This window comes from Nonomuraea sp. NPDC049486, from assembly GCF_040676925.1.
GTDB lineage: Bacteria > Actinomycetota > Actinomycetes > Streptosporangiales > Streptosporangiaceae > Nonomuraea > Nonomuraea ferruginea.
This window is the reverse complement of the sequence record NZ_JBFAPV010000010.1, coordinates 243,151-269,918: the sequence shown is the minus strand read 5'-3', so window position 1 is coordinate 269,918 and position 26,768 is coordinate 243,151. Positions and strand designations below refer to the sequence as shown.

Here is a 26,768-nt window from a genome sequence, read left to right as displayed (position 1 = left end):
AGCCAGAACAGCCCTAGTGGTTCGCCCCGTTTGCGAACCCGCCCTGAGCGTGATCACTACGCCATTCGGTTTCCAGAATGCTGAACAGCTCGGAATCTCGCCAACCGTCCCGGATGAGTGCGGTATGACGATGACGTCCTTCCCAGGTCATGCCGAGCTTGGTGAGCACCCGCCCCGAGCCGAGATTGCGCGGGTCGCATGTAGCGAAGATCCGATGGAGGTCGAACTTCTCGAAGCCGCGTGTGAGGAGTTCTCGCCCGATCGCCGTTCCGACTCCATGGCCCCAGAGCCGCGGGTGCACGATATACGTGATCTCGCCTTGGCGGTGCTCTCGGCTCCGGAGGTGCAGTTCGCCCATTCCGACGATCTCGCCTTCGACGCGAGCGGCATAGGCGAACCGCTGCTGGGGTGTGTGCGACCACGCCTCAGCAGCCTCTGCCACGAACGCTCGGGTTTGCTCTTCCGTGTTCGGCCCCCAGGCTTGGAAGCGGCAAACCTGGTCGAGAGAAGCCCAGGAGTGAACGGCTCGCCAGTCTTGCAGTTCGATCTTGCGCAAAGTTACTGAGTGTCGAACCACAATCTGATCATGCCAGGCGGGGATAGCGGCCACTCTGCGAATTGGCGTTGATGAGACGGTCGACGGTGACGACGCCGATCTCGGCCAGGGTGGTGAACTTCGTTGTCGCAGGCGCTTTTGAATATCTGGTCACCGAACTCGGCGACTGTCTCGTCGGCCATGACAGCTTGTTCCGGCAGCGGAGGAGGAGAGCAGGTGAACGCCTTCGGCCAACGCCGAAATCCGGCCGAGACCCGGGGAGCGCGAGGGGGCGGTAGCCCTCTCACCGGGGGTGTGGGGGCTTGCCCCCGCACGACACAGCCTGAGCCGGAAGACGCGTAGCGCCTGGTACCGCGCAGGGCCGCGCCTGTCCCCGGGGGTGTGGGGGCGGAGCCCCCGCACAACACGTCTGAGTTGTCGAGGCGCGAAGCGCCTGGCACCGCGCAAGGCCGTGCTTGTCCCCCGGGGTGTGGGGCGCGCCCCACACAACACAGCCTGAGCCCGAAGGCGCGCAGCGCCCGGTACCGCGCAGGGCCGCGCCTGTCCTCAGGGGCGGGGGCGAAGCCCCCGCACAACACGTCTGAGCCGAATGGCGCGAAGCGCCCTCTCCGCGCAAGGCCACGCCCGTCCTCAGGGGCGGGGGCGAAGCCCCCGCACAACACGTCTGAGCCGAAAGGCGCGAAGCGTCTGGCGCCGCGCAAGGCCACGCCTTCACGGCCTACGGCGGGCTGAGCGGGCCGTCAGGCACGCGTAACGGCGCCCAGCCCGAGGGGTTTCCCAAAATGGTTTGAGGGTTTTCACCAAGGACTGGACGGCTCACGACGAACCAGACGGCTCACGCCGAACGAGAAAGCTCACACCGAACCAGACGGCTCACGCCGAACAAAAACCTCACAGCCGTGAACGGATACCCCCTCAGCGGCCCTGGTTGGCCACTGCCTGGATGGCGGCCTTGGCGGCCTCCGGGTCCAGGTACTCGCCGCCGCGCTTCAGCGGCCGGAAGTGCTCGTCCAGGTCGTACCGCAGAGGGATCCCCGTGGGGATGTTCAGCCCGGCGATGTCCTCGTCGCTGATCCCGTCCAGGTGCTTGACCAGGGCGCGCAGGGAGTTGCCGTGGGCGGCCACGAGCACGGTGCGGCCCGCGGACAGGTCGGGGACGATGTCGTCGTACCAGTACGGCAGCATCCGGTCCACCACGTCCTTGAGGCATTCGGTACGCGGCATCAGCTCGGGCGGGAGGAGGGCGTAGCGGCGGTCGCCCACCTGGGAGAACTCGTCGTCGTCGGCGATGGGCGGCGGGGGCGTGTCGTAGGAGCGCCGCCAGAGCATGAACTGCTCCTCGCCGAACTCCTCGCGGGTCTGGGCCTTGTTCTTGCCCTGGAGGGCGCCGTAGTGGCGTTCGTTGAGCCGCCAGGAGCGCTTGACCGGGAGCCAGAGGAGGTCGGCCTCACCGAGGGCGAACTGGGCCGTCTGGATGGCCCGGTTGAGCAGGCTCGTGTGGACGACGTCGGGGTAGAGGCCGGCGTCGGTGAGGAGCTTGCCGCCCCGGCGGGCCTCGTCCTCGCCCTTCGCCGACAGGCTCACGTCCACCCAGCCGGTGAACAGGCCCTTCGCGTTCCAGTCGCTCTCGCCATGCCGTAGCAGCACCAAAGTCGCCATGCGCCCCATCCTAGGGCGGCCTGGTTCAGGAGCGCTCCGGGTCCGCGAAGCGGGCGAAAGCCTGCAGGTTGGCGAGCGATTCGCCGCGTTTCTTGCGCCATTCCCACTCGCGCCTGATGGAGGAGGCGAAGCCGATCTCCAGGGCGCGGTCGAACGACTCGTCGGAGTAGGTGAGCACGCAGCCGAGGATGCGGTCGATCTCCTCCTCGGTGACGGCGGTGAGGGGCATGCGGCCGACCAGGTAGACGTCGCCGACGGGGTCGACGGAGAAGTGGACGCCGTACATGGCGCCGTTCCTGGCGAGCAGCCACTTGTAGAACTCGGCGTGGTTCTCGTCGGGCTGGCGGCAGAAGAACGCCTCGATGTGCAGGACCCGCTCGCCGACGATCAGCCAGGTCATGGTGGCGAGTTTGTGCCGGCCGGGCAGCTTGGCGAGGAACGCTCCCGGCCGCGGCTCGTCGTGTTCGACGTCCGCGGCCTTGAGCGCGGCTTCGATGAGGTCGCGCATGCGCTACAGCCTACGAGTTCACCGCCACCGGCTGCCGGTGCAGGTGGGCGACGGCTTGCGCGTACACGTCCATGAGGCGTGCGGAGGTGGCCTGCCAGCCGAAGGCGGCGGCGTGCTCGCGCGCCCCCGCGGAGAGGGCGGCGAGGCGGGCCGGGTCGGTGAGGAGGCCGCCGATGGCCTGCGCCCAGTCGTGCGGGTCGTGCCCGTCGACGAGGAGCCCGGAGACGCCGTCGCGGACGGCGGTGCGCAGCCCGCCGACGGCGGCGGCGACCACGGGGGTGCCGCAGGCCTGGGACTCCAGGGCGACGAGGCCGAAGGACTCGCTGTGGGAGGGGACGACGGTGAGGTCGGAGGCGCGGTACCAGTCGGCGAGCTCGTGCTGCGGCGCCGGCGGCACGAGCCGGACGGTGTCGGCGATGCCGAGTTCGGTGGCGAGTTCGGTGAGGATGGACGGCCTGGCCAGGCCGTTGCCGGAGGGTCCGCCGACGCAGGCGACGACGAGGCGGCCGCGCAGTGACGGGTCGTCGATGAGCATGCGGGAGGCGGCGCGCAGCAGCACGTCGGGGGCCTTGAGCGGCTGGATGCGGCCGACGAACAGCAGGACGCGCGCGCCCTGCGGCAGGCCGAGCCGCTGCCGGGCGGCGCCCTGTGAGGCGGGCTGGAAGACGGTCAGGTTGACGCCGGGGTTGACGACGGCGACGCGCTGTTCGGCGGCCCCGTACAGGTCGATGAGTTCGTGCGCCTCGTCGGCGGTGTTGGCCACGAGGCGGTCGGCGATCTGCACGACCTGTTCCTCGCCGACGACGCGGGCCTGCGGCTCGGGCCGGTCGCCCTCGGCGAGGAGCCGGTTCTTGACCTTGGCCATGGTGTGCATGGTGTGCACGAGCGGGACGCCCCAGCGTTCCTTGGCGAGCCAGCCGACCTGGCCGGACAGCCAGTAGTGGGAGTGGATCACGTCGTAGTGGCCGGGCTCGTACATGGCCTCGATGCGCAGCACCTCGGACAGGAACGCGCACATCTGGCCGGGCAGGTCGGCCCGGTCCATCTCCTCGTACGGTCCGGCGGTCAGGTGACGGACCAGGACGCCGGGCGCCAGTTCGGCGACCGGTGGCAGGTCGCGGGCCGTGGCGCGGGTGAAGATGTCCACCTCCACGCCCGATTGAGCCAGCCGTTTGGCGGATTCGACGATGTACACGTTCATGCCGCCGGCGTCGCCCGTACCGGGCTGGTCGAGCGGTGACGTGTGCATGCTGATCGTCGCGACCCGGTTGACCCGTCGTCGCCTCACCCGACATCACCTCCAAGTGACTTACAACTGTCCAGATTTTTTCGACATTCCCGACAAGGCATCACAGTGGGGGTCCCCGAAGGGCGGCCTGGCAGGATGTGGCGCATGAAGAGAACGGCTGTGGTGACCGGCGCGAGCAGCGGCATCGGCGAGGCGACAGCGCGGCGGCTGGCCGCCGAGGGCTACCACGTGGTGGCCGGAGCCAGGCGGCGCGACCGGCTGGAGAAGCTGGCGGCCGAGGTGCCCGGCGTCACTCCGGTGACGCTCGACGTTACCTCCCAGGAGTCGGTGGACGAGCTGGCGGCCTCGCTGGATCGCTGCGACGTGCTGGTCAACAACGCCGGCGGCGCGCTCGGGCTGGAGCCGGTGTCCGACGGCCGGGTGGACGACTGGCAGCGGATGTACGACACCAACGTGCTCGGCTCGCTGCGCGTCACCCAGGCGCTGCTGCCGAAGCTGATCGGCTCGGGCGACGGCGTGCTGGTGATGCTGACCTCGACGGCCGGGCTGGTCTCGTACGAGGGAGGCGGCGGCTACTGCGCGGCCAAGCACGCGCAGACGTCCATGACCGAGACGCTCAGGCTGGAGCTGGTCGGGCAGCCGGTGCGGATCGTGGAGATCGCGCCCGGCATGGTGCGCTCTGAAGGGTTCGCGCTGACCCGGTTCCGCGGCGACGCCGAGCGGGCGGACAAGGTGTACGAGGGCGTGCCCGACCCGCTCAGCTCCGACGACGTCGCCGACGCGATCGCCTGGTGCGTGACGAGGCCCGCGCACGTCAACGTCGACCGCCTGGTCATCCGCCCCCGGGCCCAGGCCGCCCAGCACAAGGTGCACCGCGTCAGTGGCTAGACCGGTCGGCTCGATCACCCGGGGCACGACCGGCCACAACCGGCTGCGGCGCGCCGACCGGTGGATCGCCGCCGTCCACGGCGGGCTGCTGCGCGCCACCGCCAGGCCGCTCGTGGTGGACCTGGGGTACGGGGCCTCGCACGTGACGACGCTGGAGCTGTTCACCCGGCTGCGGCGGGTGGCGCCGGACGTCGAGGTGGTGGGGATCGAGATCGACCCGGCCCGGGTGGCGGCGGCCAAGCCGTACGAGCGGGAAGGGCTGAGCTTCGCGCTCGGCGGCTTCGAGCTGCCCGTCGCCCGGCCGCCGGTGCTGGTGCGGGCCTTCAACGTGCTGCGCCAGTACGGGGAGGCGGAGGCCTGGCGCTACTGGCGGGCGCTGCTGGAGAGGCTGGCCCCCGGCGGCGTGCTGGTCGAGGGCACCTGCTCGGAGGTGGGGCACCGGGCGGTGTGGGTGGGACTGGACGCGTCGGGCCCGCGGACACTGACGTTCTCGGCCCGGTTCGACGCGTTCGAGCGGCCGTCGGACCTGGCCGACCGGCTGCCGAAGACGCTCATCCACCGCAACGTGCCCGGGGAGCGGATCCACGCGTTCCTGCGCGACTGGGACCACGCGTGGGCGGTCAGCGCCCCGTACAGCTCGCATGGCGCGCGCCAGCGCTGGATCGCCGCCGCGCGGACCCTCGCGGCCACCTGGCCGGTCCCCTGCCACCCGCCGCTCGGCGGCCGCGCCCGCTGGCGTCTCGGCGAGCTCACCGTGCCCTGGCCGGCGGTGGCGCCGGACGTCCGGGACGCGTGACGGTCACAGCGCCGCTGCGAAGGTGGCGTACGCGGTCGCCTCGAACAGCACGAACCGCACCTCAGCCACCGACGCCACCGACGCCACCGAGGCGCGCACGGCGTCGACCGCGACGCGGGCGCCGTCGGCGAGCGGCCAGCCGAAGATGCCGGTGCCGATCGCCGGGAACGCCACCGACTCGGCGCCCAGCGACCCGGCCACCCGCAGCGACTCCCGGTAGCACGAGGCCAGCAGCTCGGAGCGGTCCTCGAACGGCGAGTGCACGGGCCCGACCGTGTGGATCACCCAGCGCGCGGGCAGCCGCCCGGCGGTGGTGGCGACCGCTTCGCCGGTCGGCAGGCCGTGCCCGTACTGGGAGGCGCGCAGCCTCCGGCACTCCTCGATGATCTCGGGCCCGCCCTTCCGGTGGATCGCCCCGTCCACCCCGCCGCCGCCCATGAGAGAGGAGTTGGCCGCGTTCACGATCGCGTCCACTTCCTGTTTGGTGATATCTCCCTGCACCAGCGTGATATCCATCTCACCAGGATCCCGGATGGCTGCTCGACGCCGTGTAGTACTACGCTGGAGCGTGTGAAGGGTCTTGGCGAGCTTGAACGCAGCATCATGGATATTTTGTGGGTGGAGAGCATCCCGCTGACCGCCCGCGAGGTCGGCCGTCTCATCGCCGACCGTGACCTGGCGCCGACCACGGTCATGACCGTTCTCGACCGCCTCACCCGCAAAGGCTTCCTCCGGCGCACCCGTGACGGGCGTGCCTGGCGCTACGAACCCGCGGAAAGCCGCGACAGCTACATCGCCGAGCTTATGCTTGGAGCTCTCGACATGACGGGCGACCGTTCCGCCGCCCTGACCCGTTTCGCCCAGGCCGTCTCCGGTGACGAGGCGGAGATCCTGCGCAGAGCCCTTACGGAGCTGGAGGAAGAGTGATCACGGCAGCGGCGCTGGCCGCGCTCGCCACGGCGTGCGCGATCGGCTCCTGGCGTCTCACCACCGCTCGCTGGACCTACCGCGCGCCCCGCCTGGCCATCATCCTGTGGCAGTCGCTGGGCGTGGCGTGGGGGCTGGCCACCACCGGGGCCATGCTCGCCTTCGGGGTGCAGCCCTACGGCATAGGCGTGCTGCCCGGCCTGGTCGCGTTCGTCCAGGGCGAGGCGCCCGGCACGGCGTGGGACCCGCTGCACGTGCTCGCCATGATCGCCGGCCTCACCTCGCTGACCGTGCTGGTCGTGGTGCTGATCTCGGCGGGGGTGCACGCGCTGCGCGCCCGCAGGCGCCACCGCACGCTGCTCGCGCTGATCTCCCGCGACGACCCCGGCGTGCCGGGCGTGCGGGTGCTCGACCACCCCGGCGCGGCGGCCTACTGCGTGCCGGGGTTGCGCTCCCAGGTGGTGGTGAGCGAGGGCGCGCTGCGGCTGTGGTCGCGCGACGAGCTCGCCGCCGTGCTCGCGCACGAGGCGGCCCACGTACGCGAGCGCCACGATCTGGTGCTGTTGCCGTTCGCCGCGCTGCGCCGGGCGTTGCCCTGGTCGAAGGTGGTGTGCGAGGCGCAGGAGCAGGTGGAGCTGCTCATCGAGATGGCGGCCGACGACCGGGCCCGCCGTTACTGCTCGCCGCGCCGGCTGGCCACGGCCCTGCTGCGGTTCGGCACCGCGGGCGCCATGCCGGCCCCCAGCGGGATGCTGGGCCTGCACGCCAGCAACGTCATGGCCAGGGTCGACCGCCTGATCAAGCCCGCTCCCGAGCTGCCCCGCAGGGCCCGGGCGGGCATCGTCGCGCTGTCCGTGACGTTGGTCACATCGACCCCGTTCCTGTGGATTATCCAGCTCTAGCGCTTGCAGGTGTTAACCAGTTCGTTTGCAACTGCAAGCAACGGGCGGCATAATCGAGGCATGGCACTTCCCAAAGTCGGCTCGATCGGCGAATACATCCGCGAGCAGCGGCAGCAGGCGAAGATCTCGCTGCGCCAGCTGGCTGCCGCGGCGGGGGTGTCCAATCCCTACCTGAGCCAGATCGAGCGCGGCCTCCGCAAGCCGAGTGCGGAGATCCTCAACCAGATCGCCAAGGGCCTGCGCATCTCGTCGCAGGTGCTCTATGTGCAGGCCGGTCTCATCGAGGATCACGAACCTCCCAGCGACGTCATCACGGCGATCCGCGAAGACCCGCACATCACCGAGCGGCAGCGCCAGGTGCTGATCGACATCTACGAGTCGTTCCGGAAGGAAGGACCGGCCGGGGACGAGCAGACCTCCCAGAACGCCCACCCCCGGCCCGCCTCCGCACCGGACGACGAACAGCCGCTGCCGCCCGAACTCCTCGCCGCACTTGAGCCCTACGCGGCGGGCAACGGCAACGGCCCCGTCAACCAGGAAACGAAGGAAGGTTAACCCATCATGACGCTCGCCACCGAAGTGAAGAAACTCGCCGACACCAAGCCGTTCTACGCGGTCGCGGGGGCCGGCGACTACGCCGTGGAGAAGCTGCGCGAGCTGCCCGAGCGGCTGCAGAAGCTGCAGTCGCGCCGCGCCGAGCTGACCAGGGAGCTCCCCGAGAGGGCGCGCGCCTACGCCGGCAAGGCCGAGGACATCGCGAAGGATCTCCCGGAGAGGGCCCGCGAGTACGCCGGCAAGGCCGAGGACATCGCCAAGGAGCTCCCGGAGAAGGCCCGCGAGTACGCCGACGAGTTCACCAACCGCGCCGTCAAGGTCTACGAGGAGTTCGCGGTCCGCGGCCGCAAGGTCGTCAGCAAGACCAGCGGCGAGGCCGCCCTTGAGCTGGAGGAGATGTCGGAGGCCGCCGAGCCGCCGGTCGCCCAGCCGGTCAAGAGGACCCGCACCACCAAGGCCAAGGCCTGACCCACCCGGCGAAGCCCGTCTCCTCGCGGAGGCGGGCTTTCGCGCGTTTCCGGCGCTTGAGCGGTGCCCGTGGAACGCGGGCGGCCATTAGGCTGAAGCCCGACTCATCGCGGCATTGGGCGGGAGCCAACACATGCAATTCATCAACCTGGTCTTCAACCTCCTCTTCTCGGTGCTGTCCCTGATCGTTCTGGGCATGTCGGGATACGCGCTGGTGCATGCGCTCCGGGTGCCGGCCGACGCGTTCGTCTCGGCGGGCAAGCTGCAGAAGAACATCTGGCTGATCATCCTGATTCTGGCCACGCTCTTCTCGGCCGCCGGCGCCTACTCGTACGTGATCAACTTCCTGGTCATCGGAGGCCGTGCCTTCCTGGGCATCGGGCTGGGGCTGTTCTCCATCGCCGCGGTGATCGCCGCCGCCATCTACATCGTGGACGTCAAGCCCGCGGTGAAGGGCATGGGCGGGCGCGGCGGCAACAGCGGCCCCTACGGCCCCTGGTGACGCGCGGCATGACCACCGAGCTGCACGGGCGCACCGAGCGCCTCGAACTCTCCGACCAGAGCCTGCGCGACTTCGAGGCCGTGGTCCTCGACGCGACCCCCGAGGGCATCGTGGTCAACAGGTCGGCCTTCTACCCCGGCGGGGGCGGCCAGCCCGCCGACCACGGCGTGCTCATCTGGCAGGGCGTCGAGACCCGCGTCGTCGGCGTGCGCAAGGGCGACGACCTCCAGCTGATCCCCGCCGAGGGCGACCCGATCCCGCCGGTGGGCACGGTCGTGCGCGCCGCCGTGGCGGACGAGCGGCGCTCCGCCCTGATGCGCACCCACTCCGGCCTCCACGTGCTGTGCGGGGTGGTCTTCCGCGACTTCCACTGCCCGGTCACCGGCGGCAACATGGAGCCGCTGACCGCCCGGATGGACTTCAACCTGCCCGAGGTGCCGCCCGGCTTCAAGGAGGCCGTCGAGGACGCCTGCAACGCCGAGATCCTCGCCGACCGCCGCATCGACGTGCGGGTGCTGCCGCGTGACGAGGCGTTCGCGATCCCCGACATCATCCGCACCGCCACCAACCTGGTGCCGCCGGAGGTGCGCGACGTGCGGATCGTCGACATCGTCGGCCTCGACACCCAGGCCGACGGCGGCACCCACGTCGCCTCCACCAAGCAGATCGGCCGCATCAAGGTGACCAAGGTCGAGAGCAAGGGCCGCGGCTTCCGCCGGCTGCGCATCGCGATCTCCGACTGATCCAGACACCTACGGATGTGTCAGGCGGACCCGATACGATGACCGGCCATGACGGGTTTCAGGCTGACGCTGGCCGCACTGGTGACGACCGCTCTCGCGCTGATCGCCGCTCCCGCCATGGCGGCGAACGCCGGCATCACCGCCGACGTCACCATGACCCTGGGCAAGGGCGGCACCGTCCACGTCGTCGAGAAGCTCGAGGGCGGCTCTGGCGAGCTGAAGCGGACGTTCCTCACCCGCACGCGCCACGACGACGCCAACGACCGTCTCTACGAGATCTCCAACGTCAAAGGCGGCACCTACGCCGACGGCGTGCTGACGGTCACCTCGCCCGCGACCGTCGAGTACGACGTGAAGGGCGCGGTCGCCCCCGCCGGTGACGCCGAGGAGCTGCGCTGGTTCGCGGTGAGCGGCTGGGACACCGCCGTCGACAAGGCCACGGTCAAGGTCACCGGCCCCGGCCTGGTGCAGAACCTCTCGTGCTTCGCCGGCGAGCTCACCTCCGCCATCGGCTGCACCTCCGCGGCGATGGACCACACCGGCACCCAGGCCGACTTCGAGCAGGAGGGCCTCGCGCCCGGCCAGGCCCTCACCGTCGTGGTGGGCTTCCCCGAGGGCGCGAGCGGCGGGCAGCCGATCCTCGACAAGCGCTTCTCCCTGGCCGGCGCGTTCGCGCTCAACCCGGTGACCGGCGGCGCGCTGGCGGCCCTGCTGGTGCTGCTGCTCGGCGGCGTGGCGCTGCTCTACTGGACGCGGGGCCGCGACGCCCGCGTCGTCAGCCACGAGACGGGCGCGGTCAACCCCGTGCGGAACGGCCACTTCTCCCCGCCCGACGGCGTCCGTCCGGGCCAGATCGGCACGCTGGTGGACGAGCAGGCCGACGTGGTCGACGTGACCGCGACCATCGTGGACCTCGCCGTACGCGGCTATCTGCGGATCGACGAGCAGCCCCGGCAGACCTACGACGCCCCCGACTGGCTGCTGGTGCGGCTGCCGCACGCGCCGTCCCACACGCTGCTGCCGTACGAGCAGGCGCTCTACGACGCCATCTTCGAGGGGCGTGAGGCGGTGCTGCTGTCGCAGCTGTCCGGCTCGTTCGCGGCCCACCTGGGCAAGGTCCGCGACGCCCTCTACGCCGACGTGGTGCGGCAGGGCTGGTTCGCCCGCCGTCCCGACGCCGAGCGCACCCTCTGGACCACGGTCGGCGTCGTGCTCCTGGTCGCCGGCGTGGTGTCCACGGCCCTGCTCGCCTGGTTCACCTCCTACGGCCTGCTGGGGCTGGCCGTCATCATCGCGGGTGGCGCGCTGGCCGTCGGCGGCCAGTACATGCCGGCCAAGACCGCCAAGGGGGCGGCGGCGCTCGCGCACACGCTCGGCTTCCGCGACTTCCTCTTCTCCGGCGACGTGGGCAACGTCGCGGAGAAGGACCGGGTCGAGCTGTTCTCCCGCTATCTCCCGTACGCCGTGATCTTCGACGGGGTGGAGCACTGGTCGCGGCTGGTGGCGTCGGTGACCGGCAACGGACACCAGGCCGACAACCTCTACTGGTACCACGGCCCGGCGGAGTGGGACCTGTCGAAGTTCGCCGGCTCGATGCGCACGTTCACCACGACCACGTCGGGCGCGATCTCGGCGAGCCGTCAGTTCCGCACGCTCTGAGGTCAGCGGTGGGTGGTGCGCACGCGCAGCTCGCCCACCGGCTCGCCGCCGCCCATCACGCGGTGGACGGCGAGCCCGTCGAGCGCCGGCGAGGTCAGGCCGAGCGAGCGCAGCGCCGCCACGGTGAGCGGGGTGCGGGCCCGGCCGGAGCCGTCCTCGATCTTGATGACGCCGGTCCTGCCGTCCTCGAACACGAACGCCTGGAAGCCCTCCGCGCCCGCCTTCACCAGCAGGCCGGGCAGCGCCCGCATGAGCGCGGCCTCCGGCCGATGAGTGCCTGACGTCCACTCGGGATGGGCGCGCATCGCGTCGAACACGGCCCGCTCCCTGCTGTCGTCGGCCGCCAGCGCGAGCGACCGGAACGCCTTGGCCACGCCCAGCATCGAGACGAAGAACAGCGGCGCCCCGCACCCGTCGACGCCCGAGGCGGTGATCCGCTCGCCGGTCAGCTCCTCCACGGTGTTCCGGATCGCCCGCTGCAGCGGGTGGGTGACCGCCAGATAGGAGGCGGTGGGCCAGCCGTTGGCGACGCACGCGGCGAGCATGGCGGCGTGCTTGCCCGAGCAGTTCATGTAGAGGCGGCCGCGCTCGGTCACCGCCCGGTCCTCCGGGTAGTCCTCGGGGCAGAGCAGCGCCGACTCGTCGAGCCCCGCCCCGGCCAGGATCTTCGTGACGCCTTCGACGTGGAAGGGCTCGCCCGCGTGGGAGGCGCAGGCCAGCGCCAGCAGCTCGCCGCTCAGGTTGAGGCCGTTGTGGAGCATCGCCAGCGCCTGCAGCGGCTTCATGGTCGAGCGGGGCGAGGCCGGCACGTGCACCGCCCCGTGCGCCTCGGCGGGGCTGCCCACGGTGTCGAGGGCCAGCATGCGCACCTCGTGCCTGGACTCCACGAACCCGGACCGGACGACCTCCACGACCAGCGACATCACGCACCCCTTTCGTCACGAGTCTACGGAGGTCTCACGGCTGGGCCAGAATGGGATCCCATGCGAGCAGTCGTTCAGCGGGTGAGCTCCGCCTCGGTGGTCGTCGACGGGCAGACGGTCGGCGCGATCGACGAGCCCGGCCTCCTCGTCCTGGTGGGCGTGACCCACACCGACACGCGGGCCCAGGCGGCCAGGCTGGCCGCCAAGCTGTGGGGCCTGCGCGTCCTGCACGGCGAGAAGTCGTGCTCCGACGTGGCCGCGCCGCTCCTGGTGATCAGCCAGTTCACCCTCTACGGCGACGCCCGCAAGGGCAGGCGCCCCACCTGGCAGGCCGCCGCGCCGGGACCCGTCGCCGAGCCGCTGGTCGACGCGGTGGTCGAGGAGCTGCGCGGGCTGGGCGCGCACGTGGAGACGGGCAGCTTCGGCGCCGACATGAAGGTGTCGCTCGTCAACGACGGCCCGATCACGCTGATCGTGGACGTCTAGCGGACCCCGCTATCTGATGCGCCGCCGCAGCCCCGGGTCGATGCTCACGTTGCGGCCCGCGTCGGGCGGCACCACGACCTCCTGGGCGGCCGCCACGCCGCCGGCCAGGAGCTGGGCGTCGACCGGGACCGTCCGCTTGATCACCGCCAGCGCGATGGGCCCGAGCTCGTGGTGGCGGGCCGCCGAGCCGACGGTGCCGACCTCCTGGCTCTCGAAGATCACCGGCGCGCCGTGCGCGGGCAGCGTGTCGACGCTGCCGTCGAGGTGCAGGAAGACGAGCCGCCGCGGCGGGTGGCCCAGGTTGTGGACGCGGGCGACCGTCTCCTGGCCGCGGTAGCAGCCCTTGGTGAGGTGGACCGCCGGACCGATCCAGCCCACTTCGTGGGGGATCGTCTTGTGGTCGGTGTCGAACCCCAGCCGCGGCCGGTGCGCCTCGATCCGCAGCGCCTCGTACGCCCACAGGCCCGCGAGCGGCTTGCCCAGGTGGTCGCCCAGCTCGGCGCGCGGCACGTAGGAGTCGCCGGCGGCGGTGGACAGCACCGCGAGGTCGTCGGCCCGCGTCACCTCGACCCTGAGCATGAACCGCATCCGGTCGAGGTAGCCGATCAGGGCGTCGGCGGTGCCGGGCTCGACGTGGGCCAGCACGGCCGCACCGTCGTCGACCAGGGTCAGGTGGTGTTCGACGCGGCCCTGGGGGTCGAGCACGAGCGTCTGCGTCCACTCGCCCGGCTGGAGGGTGTCGAGTTTCTGCGAGGTGAGGTCGTTGAGCCAGGTCAGCCGGTCGGCCCCGGAGACGCGCACCACCTCGCGGTTGCTCCGGTCGACGACCGCCTCGCCTTTGACCAGCGCGCGCTGCTCGGCGAACAGGTCGCCGTAGTGTGCCGCGACGTCGGCGTCGGGGGCGTCGGCTGCGACGGCTCCCGGCAGATCCAGCAGTGGGCTACGCATACCTCCCAGGCTATCGGCACTCGCGGCAGCGCCCGAAGACGGTCAGGTGGTGGACGTCGGCCGCGAACCCCAGCTCGTCGTCGAGCCCGCGCACCAGCCCTTCGGCCAGCTCGGGCCGGACCTCGATGACCTGGCCGCAGCCCCGGCACACCAGGTGGACGTGGTCGGCCTCGGCCGCCAGGTGGTAGGTCGGGGCGCCGTGACCCAGGTGGGTGTGGGTCACCATGCCGAGCTCTTCGAGCAGCTCCAGAGTGCGGTAGACGGTGGAGATGTTGACCCCGCGGGCGGTCTCGCGGACCTTGCCGCAGATCTCCTCGGGCGTGGCGTGCTCCAGCTCCTTGACCGCCTCCAGGACGAGCTGGCGCTGCGGAGTGACCCGGTAACCCTTGGCGCGAAGCTCCTCATGCCACTGCGTCTCCGTCATGCCCCCGAGTCTACGGCCGGACGTTAATCGCTTGCCCTGTCAGCCGGAGACCGCATAGCTTCGTGAATACGCGGAAAGGAGGTGGTCCACATAATGGTTAGCCATAAGAGGACCAGCGAGGTGGTTGTCCGCTGACGACGCGGGCTGTTGTCTCGCAGTCGTTCGCGAGTACGAGGCAACCACCGGGGCCCCTGGCAGCCGGAGGGCGTGACACCTGTCATCGCCTTTGGTCCATCCGGCCCGCTCTCCCCGAGAGCGGAACGTCGCCCGGGGCCCTTCTTCGTTTCTCAGCCGACCTTCTTCAGCTCCGCCGACATGTGCGACGTGAGCGGATGCCCCACCGCGGCCATGTCGTAGGCCCACATCAGGTTGCCGTTGACCAGCCCGTAGAGGCGGCGGCCCGCGGTGTACTCCTTGGCCGTGACCGTGCGCGCCACCACATCCGTCCGCAGGTCGATCTTGTGGAAGACGACCTCGCCGACGTAGATCTCCACGATGCCGGTCGGGTGTGACAGCACCACCTCCAGCTGCCGTTCCGGCAGCGCCCGCCAGTAGCCCGACTCCGTGGCCAGCGGCCTGACCCGGTTGCCGTCCTGGTCGAGCAGCCAGGTGCGGCTCACGTACGTCAGGAAGGGCTTGCCGTTGTGGCCGAACTCGATCTCCTGACCGAAGTTGAAGCTCTCGATCGTCGGGTAGCCCCCGACGCCGGCGCCTTCCCACCGTCCGAGCAGGAAAGCGATCGGTTCCAGGTCAGGATGCACCTGTGGTTCCTCCATATGCAGAACCCTAGTGGCGCGGGGCGGGCGGGTGACGTTCTAGGGTGGCGGGCATGGCACGATCACTGGTGATCAAGGTGACGGCGGGCGCCGACGACCCCGAGCGCTGCAACCAGGCGTTCACGGTCGCGGCCGCGGCGCTCGCGAGCGGAGTTCCCGTCTCCGTCTGGCTGACCGGCGAGTCCGCGTGGTTCGCGCTCCCCGGCCGGGCCGAGAAGTTCGAGCTGCCCCACGCGGTCCCGCTCGCCGAGTTGCTCGGCGCGGTGCTGGCCGGCGGGCGGGTGACGCTGTGCACGCAGTGTGCGGCGCGGCGCGAGATCACGGTCGAGGACGTGATCGAGGGCGTGCGCATCGCCGGAGCGCCCACGTTCGTCGAGGAGGTGACGGACGAGGGCGTCCAGGCGCTCGTCTACTGACCTACTGGGCCAGCACGGCGCTGAGCCGTTCCTGGCGGAGCTGTTCGTAGCGGGTGTCGTCGAGCGGGGCCAGCTCGCCCACCCGCCACGACAGCAGCAGGTCGGCCAGCGCCGGGTTGCGGGCCAGGGCGGGGCCGTGCAGGTAGGTGCCGACCACGTGGCCGGCGTAGCAGCCCTCGAAGCCGTCGCCGTTGCCGACGCCCTTCACGGTCCTCGACAGCGGCTTGACGCCGGGGCCGAGACGGGTGACGCCCATGTGGTTCTCGAACCCGGTCAGCGTCGGCAGCCCGAGCGCGGCGTCGACCTCGGCCACCAGCTCGCCCACTGCCCTCGCGGGACCCCGGGCGCTGGCGAGGTCGAGCAGGCCGATGCCGTCGACCGGCTGGCCCTCCTCGCCGCCGAACGTGCTGCCCATGATCTGGTAGCCGGCGCAGACGGCGAGCAGGGAGGCGCCGCGGGTGACCGCGCGCTGCAGGCCGCCGTCGCGGCGCAGCCGCTCGGCCGCGAGGATCTGCGGCCGGTCCTCGCCGCCGCCGATGAGGTAGACGTCGCCGGTCTCCGGCACCGGGTCGGAGGAGCGGACGTGGACCGTCTCCGTCTCGATCCCGCGACGCTGGGCGCGATGCTCCAGGACGAGCACGTTGCCCTGGTCGCCGTAGGTGCTCAGCAGGTCGGGGTAGATCCAGACGATGCGCAGGGCGCTGTCAGACGGCACGGCCGAACTCCGATCGGATCTGCTGGAAGGCGGTGTAGTTGGCGATCACGTCGACCCGGCCGGGCGGCTGCATGGCCAGCGCCTCCGAGAACGACGCGCAGAGCGCGAACGGCACGTCGGCCACTTCGAGCCGGAGCGCCAGGTCGAGGCGGCGCTCACCGGTCACGAACACGGGCCGCCCGCGCAGGATGCGGTAGTCGACGTCCCACAGCCAGGAGGTGTCGCGGCCGTCGGGGCCCTGCGCGTTGACCGACAGGATGATCGGCAGGTTGGGGTCGGAGACGTCGAACGCCTCCAGCCAGCCCGCGGGGTTCTTGGACAGCAGCAGCCGCGCCTGGCGGCCGTCGCGCTCGACCGTCGTGTAGCGGCCGGCGACCGAGGTCACCTCGCGCAGCCGGGGCATCGCCCGCTCCACCGACAGCCCGAACGCGTCGGCGACGGCCAGCGCCATCGCCGCGTTGGACCGGTTGGCCAGGCCGGGAAGCTGGATGTCGATCAGCCAGCGCTGGCCGCGCGGGTCGATCACCGCGTCGTCGTCGAGCACCCACTGCGGCTCGGGCCGGTGGAAGGTGCACTCGCGGCAGGCCCAGTCGGCGTCCTTGCGCTCCAGCGGGCCGCCGCACTCGGGGCAGCTCCAGGAGTCTTCCTTCCAGCGCTGCCCGCCGGCCACCCAGGTGACCTTGGCGGCCGTGGAGGCGCCCCAGGTGACCAGCGGATCGTCGCAGTTGGCGATGACGTGGGTGGGCTTGCCCGACAGGGCGTTGCGCCACTTCTGCGCCAGCAGCCAGATCTCGGCGGCGCGGTCCATCTGGTCGCGGCTGAGGTTCATCAGGCAGACGACGCCCGCGCCGGTGGTGTCGAGCACCTCGGGCAGGTATTTCTCGTCGACCTCCAGCACGCCGTAGGGCGCGTTCTTGTGCGTGGAGAGGGCGGAGACGTGGCCCGCGGGCATGTTGGCGCCGAACGCGTTGGTGGCCACCTCCCCCAGCTCCAGCAGTGCGGACGTGATCAGCCGCGTCGTGGTCGTCTTGCCGTTGGTCGCGCTGACCAGGGCCAGCTTGCGGTCGCGGGCAAGCTTGCGGAGCAGGTCGGGCTCGAGCATCAGGCCGACCCGCCCGCCGATCACCGAGCCGTCGCCGCGCCCGGTCATCCTGGACAGCGTGGCGGCACTGCGGCCCAGGGCGCTCGCGAGCTGAGCCCGCAGTGAAAGCTGGGTCATGCTGACAAATCCTAGTCCGGATCGGACATGCCCAACCGCTTACTCGCGATCACCGGACCTGTTCCGCCAGGTGAGGCTCCGCGAACGAGATCTCGGGCGCGCTGTCGTGCCCGAACGGCAGCACGAACCTGTGCGGCCACGCCAGCACCCCTTCCAGCCACCCGGCCCCCATGATCTGGCCGACGTGCCGGAGCCTGGCCTGCGGCTCGACGCCGATGGCCACCGCGTCGACGTCACGCCTGACACCCTCGTGCTCGTCGTCGCCCAGGATGACCCGCCAGGCCAGCTCCCTGTTGTGGTCCATCTCCATCGACAGCGGGTGGTGGCGCAGCGCCTTGGCCCGGTGGCCGAGCAACTCCCCATGGGGCTCCGGGTGCGGGCCGTCGCCGTTCTGCCGGAAGATCGCGTACTCCATCGGCGGGGCGGGGGTGCGCAGGTCCGGCGCGGGCCTCCCGTACGGGAAGAGCCTGTCGACCTCGTGCAGCCAGCGCACCTGCGGGAGCACCCACGAGGCGCCGGGGCGCTCGCCGCCCCCCTGGCCGCCCAGCAGGCGGGTGGCGGCGGCGGCCGCCTTCTCGGTGAGCAGCGCCGGGTCGAACCAGCTCCGCAGCGCCCAGGCGCGGCGCCGCACCGAGCGCTCGACCAGCGTGGCGAGCAGGCACTCGGCGCGACGGGCCGGCAGCTCGGCCCAGGCGGCCGCGAGCGCCCGCGGCACGCCGGGCAGCGGCCGGTTGCTGACGAAGGCGAGCACGACCGTGTCGCACCAGATGCGCAGCCAGGCCCACTCGGGCGCGTCGGCGAGCACGTCGGCCTCGCGGAGCTCCACCAGCGTGCAGGCCTGGCCGGTGCGGCACGGCGCGCCGCAGGCGGCCGAGCGGCGGCCCCTGATCGGCGGCGGCGGGCCGGCCAGCGCCTTCTCGCGCGACTCGCCGAGCGGCACGCGCACCCGCAGCGGCCGGTCCATCCCGTCGGCGAACACGGCCGCGTCGCCGGGCGGCAGCGAGACGACCTGGCGGGACTGCTCCTCGCTGAGGTTCATGGCCGCGCCGACGAGCTGCCGGTCGTCCTCGGCGGGCAGCCGGTGCACGACCTTGAGCGCGGTGTTCTTGACCACGTCGGAGACCAGCTTGGTGGGGATCTGCTCGGCCACCACGATGCCCTCGCCGTACGCCCTGATCTCGGCGAGCATGCCGGCCAGCAGCTCCACCGCGTGCGTGGCGGCCCGGCCGGTGCCGCGGTCGCGCAGCAGCCGGTGCGCCTCCTCGATGACGATGACGTGCCGCAGGCCGGCGCTCTTCTCCTGGCGGGCGCGCATCCGCAGGTGTTCGACGACCCGGATGATCAGCGTGCCCATGAGGAACGCCTTGTCCTCGTCGTTGGCCACGTCCTCGATCGCCAGCACCACGTTGCGGCGCAGCAGCCCGCCGATGTCGGCCGGGTGGCCGCCTTCGAAGAACCGGCCGGCCGAGCCGACGCGCAGCGAGCGCAGCCGCAGCGAGATGAACCCCTCCACGTCGGCCTGCACCTCGCGGCCGTAGCCGATCTCCTGGATGACGTCCATCGCGTGCCGCTGGAGCTGCTCCAGCGTCGGCACGCTCGGCGGCACCTTCGACCCGGGCACGGCGCCGCCGGTGACGACGTCCCAGCCGGTGGCCTCGTACACGCGCTGCAACGCCAGCGACATGATCTGCGGGAACGGCTCCTCGGCGTCGAACGCCGCCATGAACAGCGCCCTGATCATGTCGATGTGCGCCTGCACCGGGTAGCCGGGCTCCGGCTCCAGCGGGTTCACGCTGAACGGCACGCCGTCGGGCGCCGACGGGTTGATCACGGTGACCTGCGCCGGTTCGACCCGCCCGGCGATGGCCGCGTACTCGGACTTGGCCGCCTCGATGGCCAGCCACGGGATGCCCGCGTTGCTGAGCTGCTCCAGCAGGTGCCTGACGGTCTGCGACTTGCCCGAGCCGGTGGCGCCGGTGACGAACGCGTGCCGGTTGAGCGTGGCCAGCGGCACCCGGAACGAGCCGACCGGCCGGTCCTGGCCGTCGAGGATCTCGCCCAGCTCCAGCTCGCCCTCCCCGGCCTCGGACGTCACGTCGAAGAACCCGGAGTCGAGCACCCGCACGCCCGGCACCTCGCGCCTGGGCAGCCCGGCCAGCGCCGCCAGGGCCCCCGCCGTGGCCGCGAACGGGGCCGCCGCGCCGTCGGCGGGGTCCTGCATGGTCAGCGCCAGCGCCTCCGGCAGCGCGTGCACCGCGCCGTGCGCGCTGCGCAGCCGGTACGGGTGATGGCTCATCTCCACCGACCCGACCAGGACGGGCGCGATCTGCCGCAGTTCGTCGGGGTTGGCCGCGCCGGCCAGCACCCGGACGTTCCAGAGCCCGGCCTCGCGGAAGGCGTCGAGCTCCTGCATGCGCCGCTCGGCCCGCTCGGCGTCGAACCTGGACCGCTCGGAGGCGTCGCCGTACTGCCTGAGCACGTTGAGCTGGGTGCGCAGGTGAGCCACCTCGGCGTCGAGCAGGTCGGTCGGCTCGGCCACGACCAGCCACGCGAAGGGCCGCGACATCAGCGTGACCAGCGTCGCCTCGAACAGCGTCGGCCTCTTCAGCTCGTCGGCGTCCGGCTCCCTGCGGCCCCCGAGCGGCGGCGCCTGACGGCCGGGGCACGGGGTCCAGACCAGGTCCGCCAGGTCGGCCAGGTAGCCGTCGTCGAGCTCGACGCCGCGCGCGCCGCCGGGGAAGAGCAGCGGCTGCGGCCCGGCCGGGCGGTCGGGCGACTCCGGCGACCGGCGCGGCTGCCGGGGCGGCGACAGCGGGCCCGCGTTCGTTATCAGCTCCAGCGGCGCGCCCGACCCGCGCGAGAGCCAGCCGATGACGAACGGCCTGTCGCGCGCCGCCGCCGACAGCGCGGCGGGCAGCACGGTGACGAAATCCCACTCGGCCGACGAGCTGCGCGAGGGAGCGGCGATCGACTGGATCCGGTACCAGGGTCCGCTCAGCGACACACTCGGCTGCATTTCATCCCCCCACAGACGGTTGTCAGTAAACTCCCGCCGAACGCCAGCGCATCACGTGGACTTTGACCATTTCCTTGCCTGTCATTGCCTGTCCTTGCGCCAGTCGAGGCGTGCCGGTGGCGGGCCGAGGTTCGGCGGCGGCTCGCGATGGCCGTTCTCGGAGGGCTCCTGGATCGTGGTCTCGCGCACCTCCTCCAGCTCGGCGAGCGTCGTCTTGGGGAAGGTCAGGATGGCCGGGTTGGCGTCGGCCAGGCGGACCCGCCGGCCGTGCGCGGTCGCGTCGGTGACGATCACCGACGTGGTGGGGAGCTGCTGGAGCTGGTGCGGCTCGACGAGGAACTCGCGCGAGCGCTGCAGCACCCGCTCCTTCTCCGAGATCTTGTCGGCGGTGCGGCCCCACTCGGTCGACTCGGTGATGTCCTCGGCCAGGTCGGCGGCGCCCTCGTCGGGCCGCCCGCCGGCGTCGTCGAGCTGCTCGATGGTGGAGGTGTAGCCGCCGTCCAGGCCCGGCAGCGACTCGCTGATCGTCTCGGTGAGCTGGGCCAGCTCCAGCCGGTGCTCGGTGCCGACGTGCTCGCTCGCCACCCTGGCGTCCTCGGCGTTGCCCAGCCGCATGAACGCGACCGCCGCGTGGCCGCGGCCGAGCCGCTCGCGCACGGTCGGCGTGAGCGAACGGTAGGTCAGCACCAGTCCGGTACGGGACGTCTCGCAGGCGTCCATGAGCCGGTCGAGCACGTCGCCGCGGAGCTTGTCGGCGCCCGCCACGATGATCGTGTGGTACCACGGCCGGTCGGAGGCGGGCGACTGGCGCAGGATGTGGGTGAGCGCGGTCGCCACGTACGTGCCGAGCACGCGGTTGCCGAACACCCCGGCCTGCCGGTCCATGCTGACCACGCGCAGCCGGGCGGGCGGCAGCCGGACCGCCTGCGTGCCGAGCGTCTCCAGCTTGCGCAGCTGCGACTCCAGCGCCCAGGCCCGCTCGATCACCACCCGGTCGCTCACCCCGCGCCCGAACAGTGTGCCGATGCGCTCCAGCTGGGTGGCGGTGATGAGGCCGAACCGCAGGTCCTCGCGCGGGTCGCCGACCTGCGCCAGCGCCCGCAGGGCGGCCGTCACCTGGCTGATCGTGGCGTTCTCGCCGAGCACCTCGAGCACCCGCTCCAGGATCGCGTTGTCGAAGCTGAGGTCGCGGGTGGTGCGGTGCTCCTCGCTCACGCTGACCACGTGCGCGAGCACGTCGGCGAACGCCTCGGGCTTGAGCGTCGCCCCCAGGTCGAGCCGGGGCAGGTCCACCGGCAGCACCCACACGAGCGGGTCGTCGCCGCCCTTGCGGGCCAGCTCGATCAGGTCCTTGGCGATCGCGCCCTCCGACAGGTCGAGCACCGTCAGATGGCCGCCGCTGTAGAGGCGGGTCGCGCCGAGCAGCGTGATCAGCGCCGACCAGCCCGGCAGCGTGCCGCCGGCCACGTCGACCCGGTCGATCTCGTCGGGCACCGCGACCGCGTACCAGGTGAGCTGGCGGTCGAAGCGATCCTTCTCCTCCTGCCACTCGCGGTAGAGCTGGGCGTGCTCCTCCTGCGCCCTGAACAGCTCCCTGTCACGTTCCTGGCGCTGGCGGTCGTTCCTCGCCTGCTGCTCCGACACGCGGTAGCGGACCGCCCGGTCGCCCTGGACGAGCGCGTAGGCGCAGATGGCCGCCACCCCGCCGGCCGCGAGCACGCCGATCAGCGCGAACTGCCAGGCGAGGTAGCCGACCAGGGCCAGCACGACGATCAGCGCGGCCAGCACGAGCATGAACGCGCGCACCAGCCGCACCGGCCGGTTCAGCATGTCTTCCTGGAGCCGCTCGCGGCGCAGCAGCGCGGCCCGCTCCTCGTCGTCCCGCTCGGTGACGGGCGGCTCCTCCGCCGGAGACGGCCGTTTCGGCGGCGGGCCCGGGTCGGGATGCGGCAGGATGTACTGCCAGCCCAGGTAGATGCGGTCGGCCTGGAGCTGCGCGTGATCGGGATGCACGTCCGCCACGTGACCCCCTCCGGCTGCGCTATGTCGTTCTGTTTTCCCTCCGCTCCGTGACAGCGTATGAGCTACAACCCCTGCTGCGGCAGGGTTCTCGGCAATTCCGCCAGCTTGATGGGCGCAATGGGGTGAGTGGGACAAGGTTGACCTATTACCATCACTAGCCATGACGGAAGCGCCCGCCGGCAGCAGCGAACACAGACGCCCGGTCGTGGTGCCCGTCATCGCCCTGCTGACCGTGACCGTCGTCGGCATCGTCGCGCTGCTCGGCGGGCTGGAGGAGGTCGAGGTGCCGCCCAAGACCCTCAGCCAGGGCGCGGTCCTCGACCAGGGGCTCTACTCCACCAGGTTCGTCGAGGCGCGGGTGACGGTGGAGAAGGGCGAGCTGACCTTCGAAGAAGACAAGCGGTTCGTGGAGATGGTCTTCGACGTCACCAACCTGGGCGACGAGACCATGAGCGTCGGCATGCCGCCCGCCAAGCCCGATCAGGCCGGGTTCGGCTCCTCCTTCGCCAACTCCCTGGTCAGGATCACGCCGGCGATCAAGGAGGGCAAGGGGCCGTTCACCTTCGCGCTGGCCGGGGAAGACCAGACGAACCAGCTCCATCCGGGCACGACGACCAAGGTCGTCGTGCGCTACCGGCTCGACGCGGGCGAGCGGCCGCCCGAGCAGATGACGCTCGACGTGGCGGCTTTCGCGTACGAGCCCGGCTTCCAGGACGAGACCGTCCGGTGGCAGATGATCACCGAGCAGGCGGGCGAGAAGTGGGTGCCGACCGTCCAGGCCAAGGTGACGCTCCCCGTCAAGACCGGAGGCTCGGCGTGACCGCCACCGCCCGGCGCCCCGAGGCTCCCGAGGCCCCCGGCCGGCGCTCCGGGCGGCGGGGCGGGTCGCGGCTGCTCAACGCCGCCGTCGGGCTCGTGCTCCTGGGCGCGGCGATCGGCCTGCAGTCGCTGGACCTCAGCCACAACGAGTACTCCGCCCCGCTGACCTACCTCGGCGGCAAGGGCGAGAACGTCGACGCCACCCGGTTCGTCGTCCGGCTCAACTCGGTCACCGCGGCCAAGAGCATCCGGCACCTCTCCGACACGCTCAAGACGGACCGCCTGTTCCTCGTCGTCGACGTCTCCGCCAAGTCCAAGCTCAAGCCGTACAAGCTCGGGCCGGCCGTGCTGCTGACCGCCGACGGCAAGAAGTTCTCCGCCACCGACCGGATCGACAGTTCGGCCACGGCCAGCGCCAAGTGGGTGCAGCCCGACATCTGGGCCGGGGGGTCGTACTTCTTCGAGGTGCCCGCCTCCGTGCTCGCCGGCGCCCGGCTGGTCGTCGGGCTGCCGCCGACGGCGCTGGTCGAGCCGTACCAGCCGGAGGCCGAGATCGACCTCGCGCTGGACGAGGCGGCGGCGCGCAAGCTCGTCGGCTCCGCCCAGGACGTCTACTCCACCGCCGAGAAGTGATCTGCCGATGAGCAACGAACGCGACTGGTTCGCTCCCAGGAAGGACCACCGGCGCCCGCAGGAACCCGACACCCCGCCCTCCCCCGGCCCGTACGACCAGATCCCGCCGGAACAGGACGACCCGCCGTACGATCCGGAACGGCCCTCCCGCCCCCGGCACGCGGCACCTCCTGGTCAACCCCCGCATCACGGAGATCCGGGACAGCCCGGCGCGGGCGGGCCCACGTACCCGGACGGCTCGGGCCGGCCCACATATCCGGACGGTGCCGGCCGGCCGTACCCGGATCAGCAGGCCGCCGAGCAGCACCCCGCCACCGGCCATCCGGCCCATCCTGACCGGCAGCCCCCCGCCGGCCATCCGGCCCGCCCTGACCAGCAGCCCTCGGCCGGACAACGCTCCCCCACGGGCCGACCTGCGCGGCCGCGACGCCAGGCGCGGCCGGGACAACCTCAGGCTGGGCAGGCGCCCCCTCAGAGTCCCGCGCCCCCTCCGGGCTGGCCTCAAGGCCCGCACGGGCAAGGCGCCCAGGGAGGGCCGCCCACGACCCCCGGCACGCTCCCTGGCCGGAGCCGCCCCATGCCCCCCGACCAGCAGGTCTGGCCCCCCGTCCCGCGCCGCAACCCCATGGGCGCCACCCAGCCCATCCCGGCGGTACGAGCCGACAAACCCCTGCCCCGGCCCTTCCCGCCCCCCGGGAAACCCGCCCTCGGACCGGCCGTGCCCGAAGCGAGCCCCCCGGCCCCCCGACCCGCCGCACCCGAAGCGAGCCCACCGGAGCGCCGGCCCGCCGCGGAAACCGGCGGACTCCACCCCGCGCCCGGCCCCGACGCGGCCCTGGGGATGGGGGGACTCGGCGCGGAGACCGCCTCAGGGATCGGCCGGCCCTCCGACACGGCCGCCCTGGGGATGGGCGCGATCGCCGCGAAAACCGGCGGGGCCGGTGAGAGCGTCTCCGGGGCCGGAGGGGCTGCCTCCGGAAAGGGGGGCGCGCGGTCGCGGAGGAAGCGGATGGTGTTCGTCGCCGTGGGCGCTGTCGTGGCGTCCCTGCTCGCCACCGCCGCCACCGCGTTCGACGGCTACCAGTTCTACGAGTCCGTCACCACGAGAGGGCTGTACCCGAAGCAGGTGACGGTCCCGGCCGGTGGCTCGTACGAGGTCTACAAGACGGAGTTCAAGGCCGCCGTCGCCCCCACCGACCCGCCGAAGGACAACAAGCACGGCCCGGAGGTCACCTGGCTCGCGATCGACATCAGGAAGAAGGTCCTCGACGAGGACAGCGCGACCATGGTGGCCGAGCCCACGGATCTCGAGCTGACCGACCGGGCGGGCCGCACCTGGGTGGTGGAGCTGATCCCGGGCGACCGGCCGACCGACCGGCTGGTGGTGGGCCAGGAGTATCGGATCCAGGGCGTCGCCGTGGTGCCCACCGAGGTGAAGGACGAGGTGGAGCTCTCCTTCAGGCCGAGCTCGTACCGCTCGGACACCCCCATCGACGACCTGTTCAAGAAGGACTCGGAGGCGGTCAGGATCGACAACCTGGTCGAGCTGACGTTCAGGAAGCGTTGAGCGGCTCGCCGCGGAGCCGGGCGCGGGTGGCGGCGATGTCGAAGGTGGCCGCCAGGAGCGCCATGGTCAGCGTGGTCACCAGCAGGTCGCGGACGAAGCCGACCGGCGCGCCCAGGTACATCCAGGCCCAGTCGGCCTCGGAGCCGATGAGGGTGCGGACCGCGCGGTCGCCGTAGCGGGACCCCACGGTCAAGGCCACGTAGCACAGGCACATCATGCCGAACAGCGGGGCGCCACCCCTGACGATCATCCGCAGGGAGTTGGCCAGCGGCAGCCAGCGGTCGGTGAAACCGCTGGTGACGTGCTGGAACGACTTCTGGGTGATCTCGTGGCTGCTTTCCAGCCGGTCCACGCCCTTCTCCAGGCGGGTGCCCCTGACCAGGGTGCGCGCCTCGTCGGAGAAGGCGCCGAAGACGAGCATGGCCACGGTGAGCCAGGCCAGCGGGACCGCCACCGCGTCCAGGAACAGCGGCCAGAAGGCGCCGAACGCCTCGGTGAACGCGTCCCAGGCCGGGACCGTCTCCTTGGCGTCGGCCAGCGCCTGCCTGGTGCCGGCGACGACCGCGCGGCTGTCCGTCCACTCGGCGCGGGCGTCGGCGAAGGCCACCGTCGCGTTCAGCCCGTAGAAGACGAAGCCGAACTCGGAGAAGGCGGCGGCGAACCCGTAGAACCGGCCCTTGCCCTTCTCCACCAGCTTGGCGAAGAGCGTCTTCAGCAGGAACGTGACCGCCATCGCGCCGAGTGACACCCGCCAGTCGAGGTCGGCGAGGCTCATGCCGACGTGGGTCTCCTCGCCGAACCACTGGGCCTCGGTCATGTCGTAGAAGTGGTGCAGCAGGTCCATCTGCTGGAAGTCGCGCGCGTCCTCGGTGTGGAAGCCCCAGGCGAGGTAGAGGACCGCGAACGCGGGGGCCATCCGGTCGAGCGTACGGAAGAACCGCTCGTCCTCGACCCCGTCGGCGGCCCGCGCCCGTACCTCCCAGAGCGCGCCGCGCATGCTGTGGAGCATGCCGGTGGTGACGGTCATCGCGGCCAGCACGACCAGCGTGAGGATCGTCATCACGGCGACCAGGCGGAGCTGGCGGAAGTCCCCGTAGGCGACCTCCGTGCCCGCGTACAGCAGCACGTAGCGGACCAGTTCGCCGGCGGAGAACCAGAGGATGAGGGGCAGCGCGCACTTCCCCGCGAGCCGCAGGGTGTGCATGGGCAGTGAGAACGGCGACGGCATCCGCCGGCCCGGTGCGGGGCCGGGCCGTGGCGGCGCCATCACACCAGACGTTCCGGACATCGGTGGAATGGTAGCGGGATGCCACAACCTGCCGCAGCCGCATCCGGGCAACCGGTCACCGTGAAGCCAGGCGCGGTCGCGGGCCCGGAGATGCATCATGGCTC

General features: G+C 71.7%; 28 protein-coding genes. 14 read left to right on the top strand and 14 right to left on the bottom strand.

Annotated features, from left to right (window positions below):
* Window positions 1–13: 13 nt before the first annotated feature.
* The 4 genes from AB0K05_RS28455 to mshA all read right to left on the bottom strand — a co-directional run bounded on the left by AB0K05_RS28455 (window position 14) and on the right by mshA (window position 3,972).
* Window positions 14–556 (bottom strand): GNAT family protein, encoded by a 543-nt coding sequence (locus AB0K05_RS28455; RefSeq protein ID WP_364233043.1) that lies wholly within the window; start codon window positions 554–556, stop codon window positions 14–16.
* 915 nt (window positions 557–1,471) lie between these two features.
* On the bottom strand, window positions 1,472–2,215 hold the full coding sequence (locus tag AB0K05_RS28450) for a phosphoglyceromutase (protein ID WP_148036685.1): 744 nt from the start codon (window positions 2,213–2,215) through the stop codon (window positions 1,472–1,474).
* 25 nt (window positions 2,216–2,240) lie between these two features.
* Window positions 2,241–2,723 carry a YbjN domain-containing protein gene (locus tag AB0K05_RS28445; RefSeq protein WP_364233040.1) on the bottom strand — a complete coding sequence of 161 codons (483 nt, stop codon included), beginning with the start codon at window positions 2,721–2,723 and terminating at the stop codon, window positions 2,241–2,243.
* Between the two features lie 10 nt (window positions 2,724–2,733).
* A complete protein-coding gene (mshA, locus tag AB0K05_RS28440; RefSeq protein ID WP_148037275.1) occupies window positions 2,734–3,972 on the bottom strand; it encodes a D-inositol-3-phosphate glycosyltransferase in 1,239 nt (412 codons plus the stop codon).
* 144 nt (window positions 3,973–4,116) lie between these two features.
* Here mshA and AB0K05_RS28435 point away from each other — a divergent pair, with 144 nt between their 5' ends.
* Window positions 4,117–4,860 (top strand): SDR family NAD(P)-dependent oxidoreductase, encoded by a 744-nt coding sequence (locus tag AB0K05_RS28435; protein WP_364233038.1) that lies wholly within the window; start codon window positions 4,117–4,119, stop codon window positions 4,858–4,860.
* Window positions 4,853–5,656 (top strand): class I SAM-dependent methyltransferase, encoded by an 804-nt coding sequence (locus AB0K05_RS28430; protein ID WP_364233036.1) that lies wholly within the window; start codon window positions 4,853–4,855, stop codon window positions 5,654–5,656. The genes AB0K05_RS28435 and AB0K05_RS28430 overlap by 8 nt, the downstream gene beginning before the upstream one ends.
* A 3-nt stretch (window positions 5,657–5,659) precedes the next feature.
* On the opposite strand, the gene AB0K05_RS28425 is transcribed toward AB0K05_RS28430, so the two are convergent.
* Window positions 5,660–6,172, bottom strand: coding sequence for an O-acetyl-ADP-ribose deacetylase (locus AB0K05_RS28425; RefSeq protein WP_364233033.1), 513 nt, complete (start codon window positions 6,170–6,172; stop codon window positions 5,660–5,662).
* A 54-nt stretch (window positions 6,173–6,226) separates the two neighbouring features.
* Between AB0K05_RS28425 and AB0K05_RS28420 the strand changes: the two genes are divergently transcribed.
* The 7 genes from AB0K05_RS28420 (at window position 6,227) to AB0K05_RS28390 (ending at window position 11,412) form a co-directional block, all read left to right on the top strand.
* The gene (locus AB0K05_RS28420; protein ID WP_148036680.1) at window positions 6,227–6,583 is read left to right on the top strand and encodes a BlaI/MecI/CopY family transcriptional regulator; all 357 of its coding nucleotides are present in this window, start codon (window positions 6,227–6,229) and stop codon (window positions 6,581–6,583) included.
* Window positions 6,580–7,485, top strand: a complete 906-nt coding sequence (locus AB0K05_RS28415) for a M56 family metallopeptidase (RefSeq protein WP_148036679.1) — start codon at window positions 6,580–6,582, stop codon at window positions 7,483–7,485. Before AB0K05_RS28420 ends, AB0K05_RS28415 begins: the two co-directional genes overlap by 4 nt.
* 60 nt (window positions 7,486–7,545) lie before the next feature.
* Window positions 7,546–8,040 (top strand): helix-turn-helix transcriptional regulator, encoded by a 495-nt coding sequence (locus AB0K05_RS28410; protein WP_148036678.1) that lies wholly within the window; start codon window positions 7,546–7,548, stop codon window positions 8,038–8,040.
* Window positions 8,041–8,046: 6 nt separating this feature from the next.
* A complete protein-coding gene (locus tag AB0K05_RS28405) occupies window positions 8,047–8,508 on the top strand; it encodes a hypothetical protein (protein WP_271278950.1) in 462 nt (153 codons plus the stop codon).
* A gap of 133 nt (window positions 8,509–8,641) precedes the next feature.
* Entirely contained in the window at window positions 8,642–9,010 is a 369-nt protein-coding gene (locus AB0K05_RS28400) for a DUF2516 family protein (RefSeq protein WP_148036676.1), read from the top strand.
* Between the two features lie 8 nt (window positions 9,011–9,018).
* Window positions 9,019–9,753, top strand: coding sequence for an alanyl-tRNA editing protein (locus tag AB0K05_RS28395; RefSeq protein ID WP_148036675.1), 735 nt, complete (start codon window positions 9,019–9,021; stop codon window positions 9,751–9,753).
* Window positions 9,754–9,801: 48 nt separating this feature from the next.
* Window positions 9,802–11,412 (top strand): DUF2207 domain-containing protein, encoded by a 1,611-nt coding sequence (locus tag AB0K05_RS28390; protein ID WP_364233028.1) that lies wholly within the window; start codon window positions 9,802–9,804, stop codon window positions 11,410–11,412.
* A 2-nt stretch (window positions 11,413–11,414) separates the two neighbouring features.
* Here the strand turns inward: AB0K05_RS28390 and AB0K05_RS28385 are convergent, their stop codons facing one another.
* Entirely contained in the window at window positions 11,415–12,335 is a 921-nt protein-coding gene (locus AB0K05_RS28385; RefSeq protein WP_364233025.1) for an asparaginase, read from the bottom strand.
* A 60-nt stretch (window positions 12,336–12,395) separates the two neighbouring features.
* Here AB0K05_RS28385 and dtd point away from each other — a divergent pair, with 60 nt between their 5' ends.
* Window positions 12,396–12,821, top strand: coding sequence for a D-aminoacyl-tRNA deacylase (gene dtd / locus AB0K05_RS28380; protein ID WP_364233023.1), 426 nt, complete (start codon window positions 12,396–12,398; stop codon window positions 12,819–12,821).
* A 9-nt stretch (window positions 12,822–12,830) separates the two neighbouring features.
* Here the strand turns inward: dtd and AB0K05_RS28375 are convergent, their stop codons facing one another.
* The 3 genes from AB0K05_RS28375 to AB0K05_RS28365 all read right to left on the bottom strand — a co-directional run bounded on the left by AB0K05_RS28375 (window position 12,831) and on the right by AB0K05_RS28365 (window position 14,969).
* The gene (locus tag AB0K05_RS28375; protein ID WP_364233020.1) at window positions 12,831–13,769 is read right to left on the bottom strand and encodes a glycine cleavage T C-terminal barrel domain-containing protein; all 939 of its coding nucleotides are present in this window, start codon (window positions 13,767–13,769) and stop codon (window positions 12,831–12,833) included.
* Window positions 13,770–13,779: 10 nt separating this feature from the next.
* Window positions 13,780–14,193 carry a Fur family transcriptional regulator gene (locus AB0K05_RS28370; RefSeq protein WP_148036670.1) on the bottom strand — a complete coding sequence of 138 codons (414 nt, stop codon included), beginning with the start codon at window positions 14,191–14,193 and terminating at the stop codon, window positions 13,780–13,782.
* Window positions 14,194–14,480: 287 nt separating this feature from the next.
* A complete protein-coding gene (locus AB0K05_RS28365; RefSeq protein WP_148036669.1) occupies window positions 14,481–14,969 on the bottom strand; it encodes an FABP family protein in 489 nt (162 codons plus the stop codon).
* Window positions 14,970–15,022: 53 nt separating this feature from the next.
* On the opposite strand from AB0K05_RS28365, the gene AB0K05_RS28360 reads away from it, so the two are divergent.
* The gene (locus AB0K05_RS28360; protein ID WP_219546152.1) at window positions 15,023–15,385 is read left to right on the top strand and encodes a DsrE family protein; all 363 of its coding nucleotides are present in this window, start codon (window positions 15,023–15,025) and stop codon (window positions 15,383–15,385) included.
* A gap of 1 nt (window position 15,386) precedes the next feature.
* On the opposite strand, the gene AB0K05_RS28355 is transcribed toward AB0K05_RS28360, so the two are convergent.
* From AB0K05_RS28355 to AB0K05_RS28340, 4 genes are all read right to left on the bottom strand, one after another.
* Window positions 15,387–16,100 carry a glutamine amidotransferase gene (locus AB0K05_RS28355; protein ID WP_148036667.1) on the bottom strand — a complete coding sequence of 238 codons (714 nt, stop codon included), beginning with the start codon at window positions 16,098–16,100 and terminating at the stop codon, window positions 15,387–15,389.
* A complete protein-coding gene (locus AB0K05_RS28350; RefSeq protein ID WP_148036666.1) occupies window positions 16,090–17,319 on the bottom strand; it encodes a MurT ligase domain-containing protein in 1,230 nt (409 codons plus the stop codon). Before AB0K05_RS28350 ends, AB0K05_RS28355 begins: the two co-directional genes overlap by 11 nt.
* A 49-nt stretch (window positions 17,320–17,368) precedes the next feature.
* The gene (locus AB0K05_RS28345) at window positions 17,369–20,323 is read right to left on the bottom strand and encodes an ATP-binding protein (RefSeq protein WP_364233014.1); all 2,955 of its coding nucleotides are present in this window, start codon (window positions 20,321–20,323) and stop codon (window positions 17,369–17,371) included.
* A 93-nt stretch (window positions 20,324–20,416) separates the two neighbouring features.
* Window positions 20,417–22,357, bottom strand: a complete 1,941-nt coding sequence (locus AB0K05_RS28340) for a hypothetical protein (RefSeq protein ID WP_364233011.1) — start codon at window positions 22,355–22,357, stop codon at window positions 20,417–20,419.
* A gap of 160 nt (window positions 22,358–22,517) precedes the next feature.
* Here AB0K05_RS28340 and AB0K05_RS28335 point away from each other — a divergent pair, with 160 nt between their 5' ends.
* From AB0K05_RS28335 to AB0K05_RS28325, 3 genes are all read left to right on the top strand, one after another.
* Entirely contained in the window at window positions 22,518–23,177 is a 660-nt protein-coding gene (locus tag AB0K05_RS28335) for a hypothetical protein (RefSeq protein WP_271278945.1), read from the top strand.
* Window positions 23,174–23,809: a hypothetical protein gene (locus AB0K05_RS28330; RefSeq protein WP_219546149.1), complete on the top strand. Its 636-nt coding sequence runs from the start codon at window positions 23,174–23,176 to the stop codon at window positions 23,807–23,809. The genes AB0K05_RS28335 and AB0K05_RS28330 overlap by 4 nt, the downstream gene beginning before the upstream one ends.
* Window positions 23,810–24,818: 1,009 nt before the next feature.
* Window positions 24,819–25,376, top strand: a complete 558-nt coding sequence (locus AB0K05_RS28325; RefSeq protein WP_364233008.1) for a hypothetical protein — start codon at window positions 24,819–24,821, stop codon at window positions 25,374–25,376.
* On the opposite strand, the gene AB0K05_RS28320 is transcribed toward AB0K05_RS28325, so the two are convergent.
* The gene (locus AB0K05_RS28320; RefSeq protein WP_364233005.1) at window positions 25,363–26,664 is read right to left on the bottom strand and encodes a hypothetical protein; all 1,302 of its coding nucleotides are present in this window, start codon (window positions 26,662–26,664) and stop codon (window positions 25,363–25,365) included. The two genes, AB0K05_RS28325 and AB0K05_RS28320, sit on opposite strands and share 14 nt — an antisense overlap.
* Window positions 26,665–26,768 lie beyond the last annotated feature (104 nt).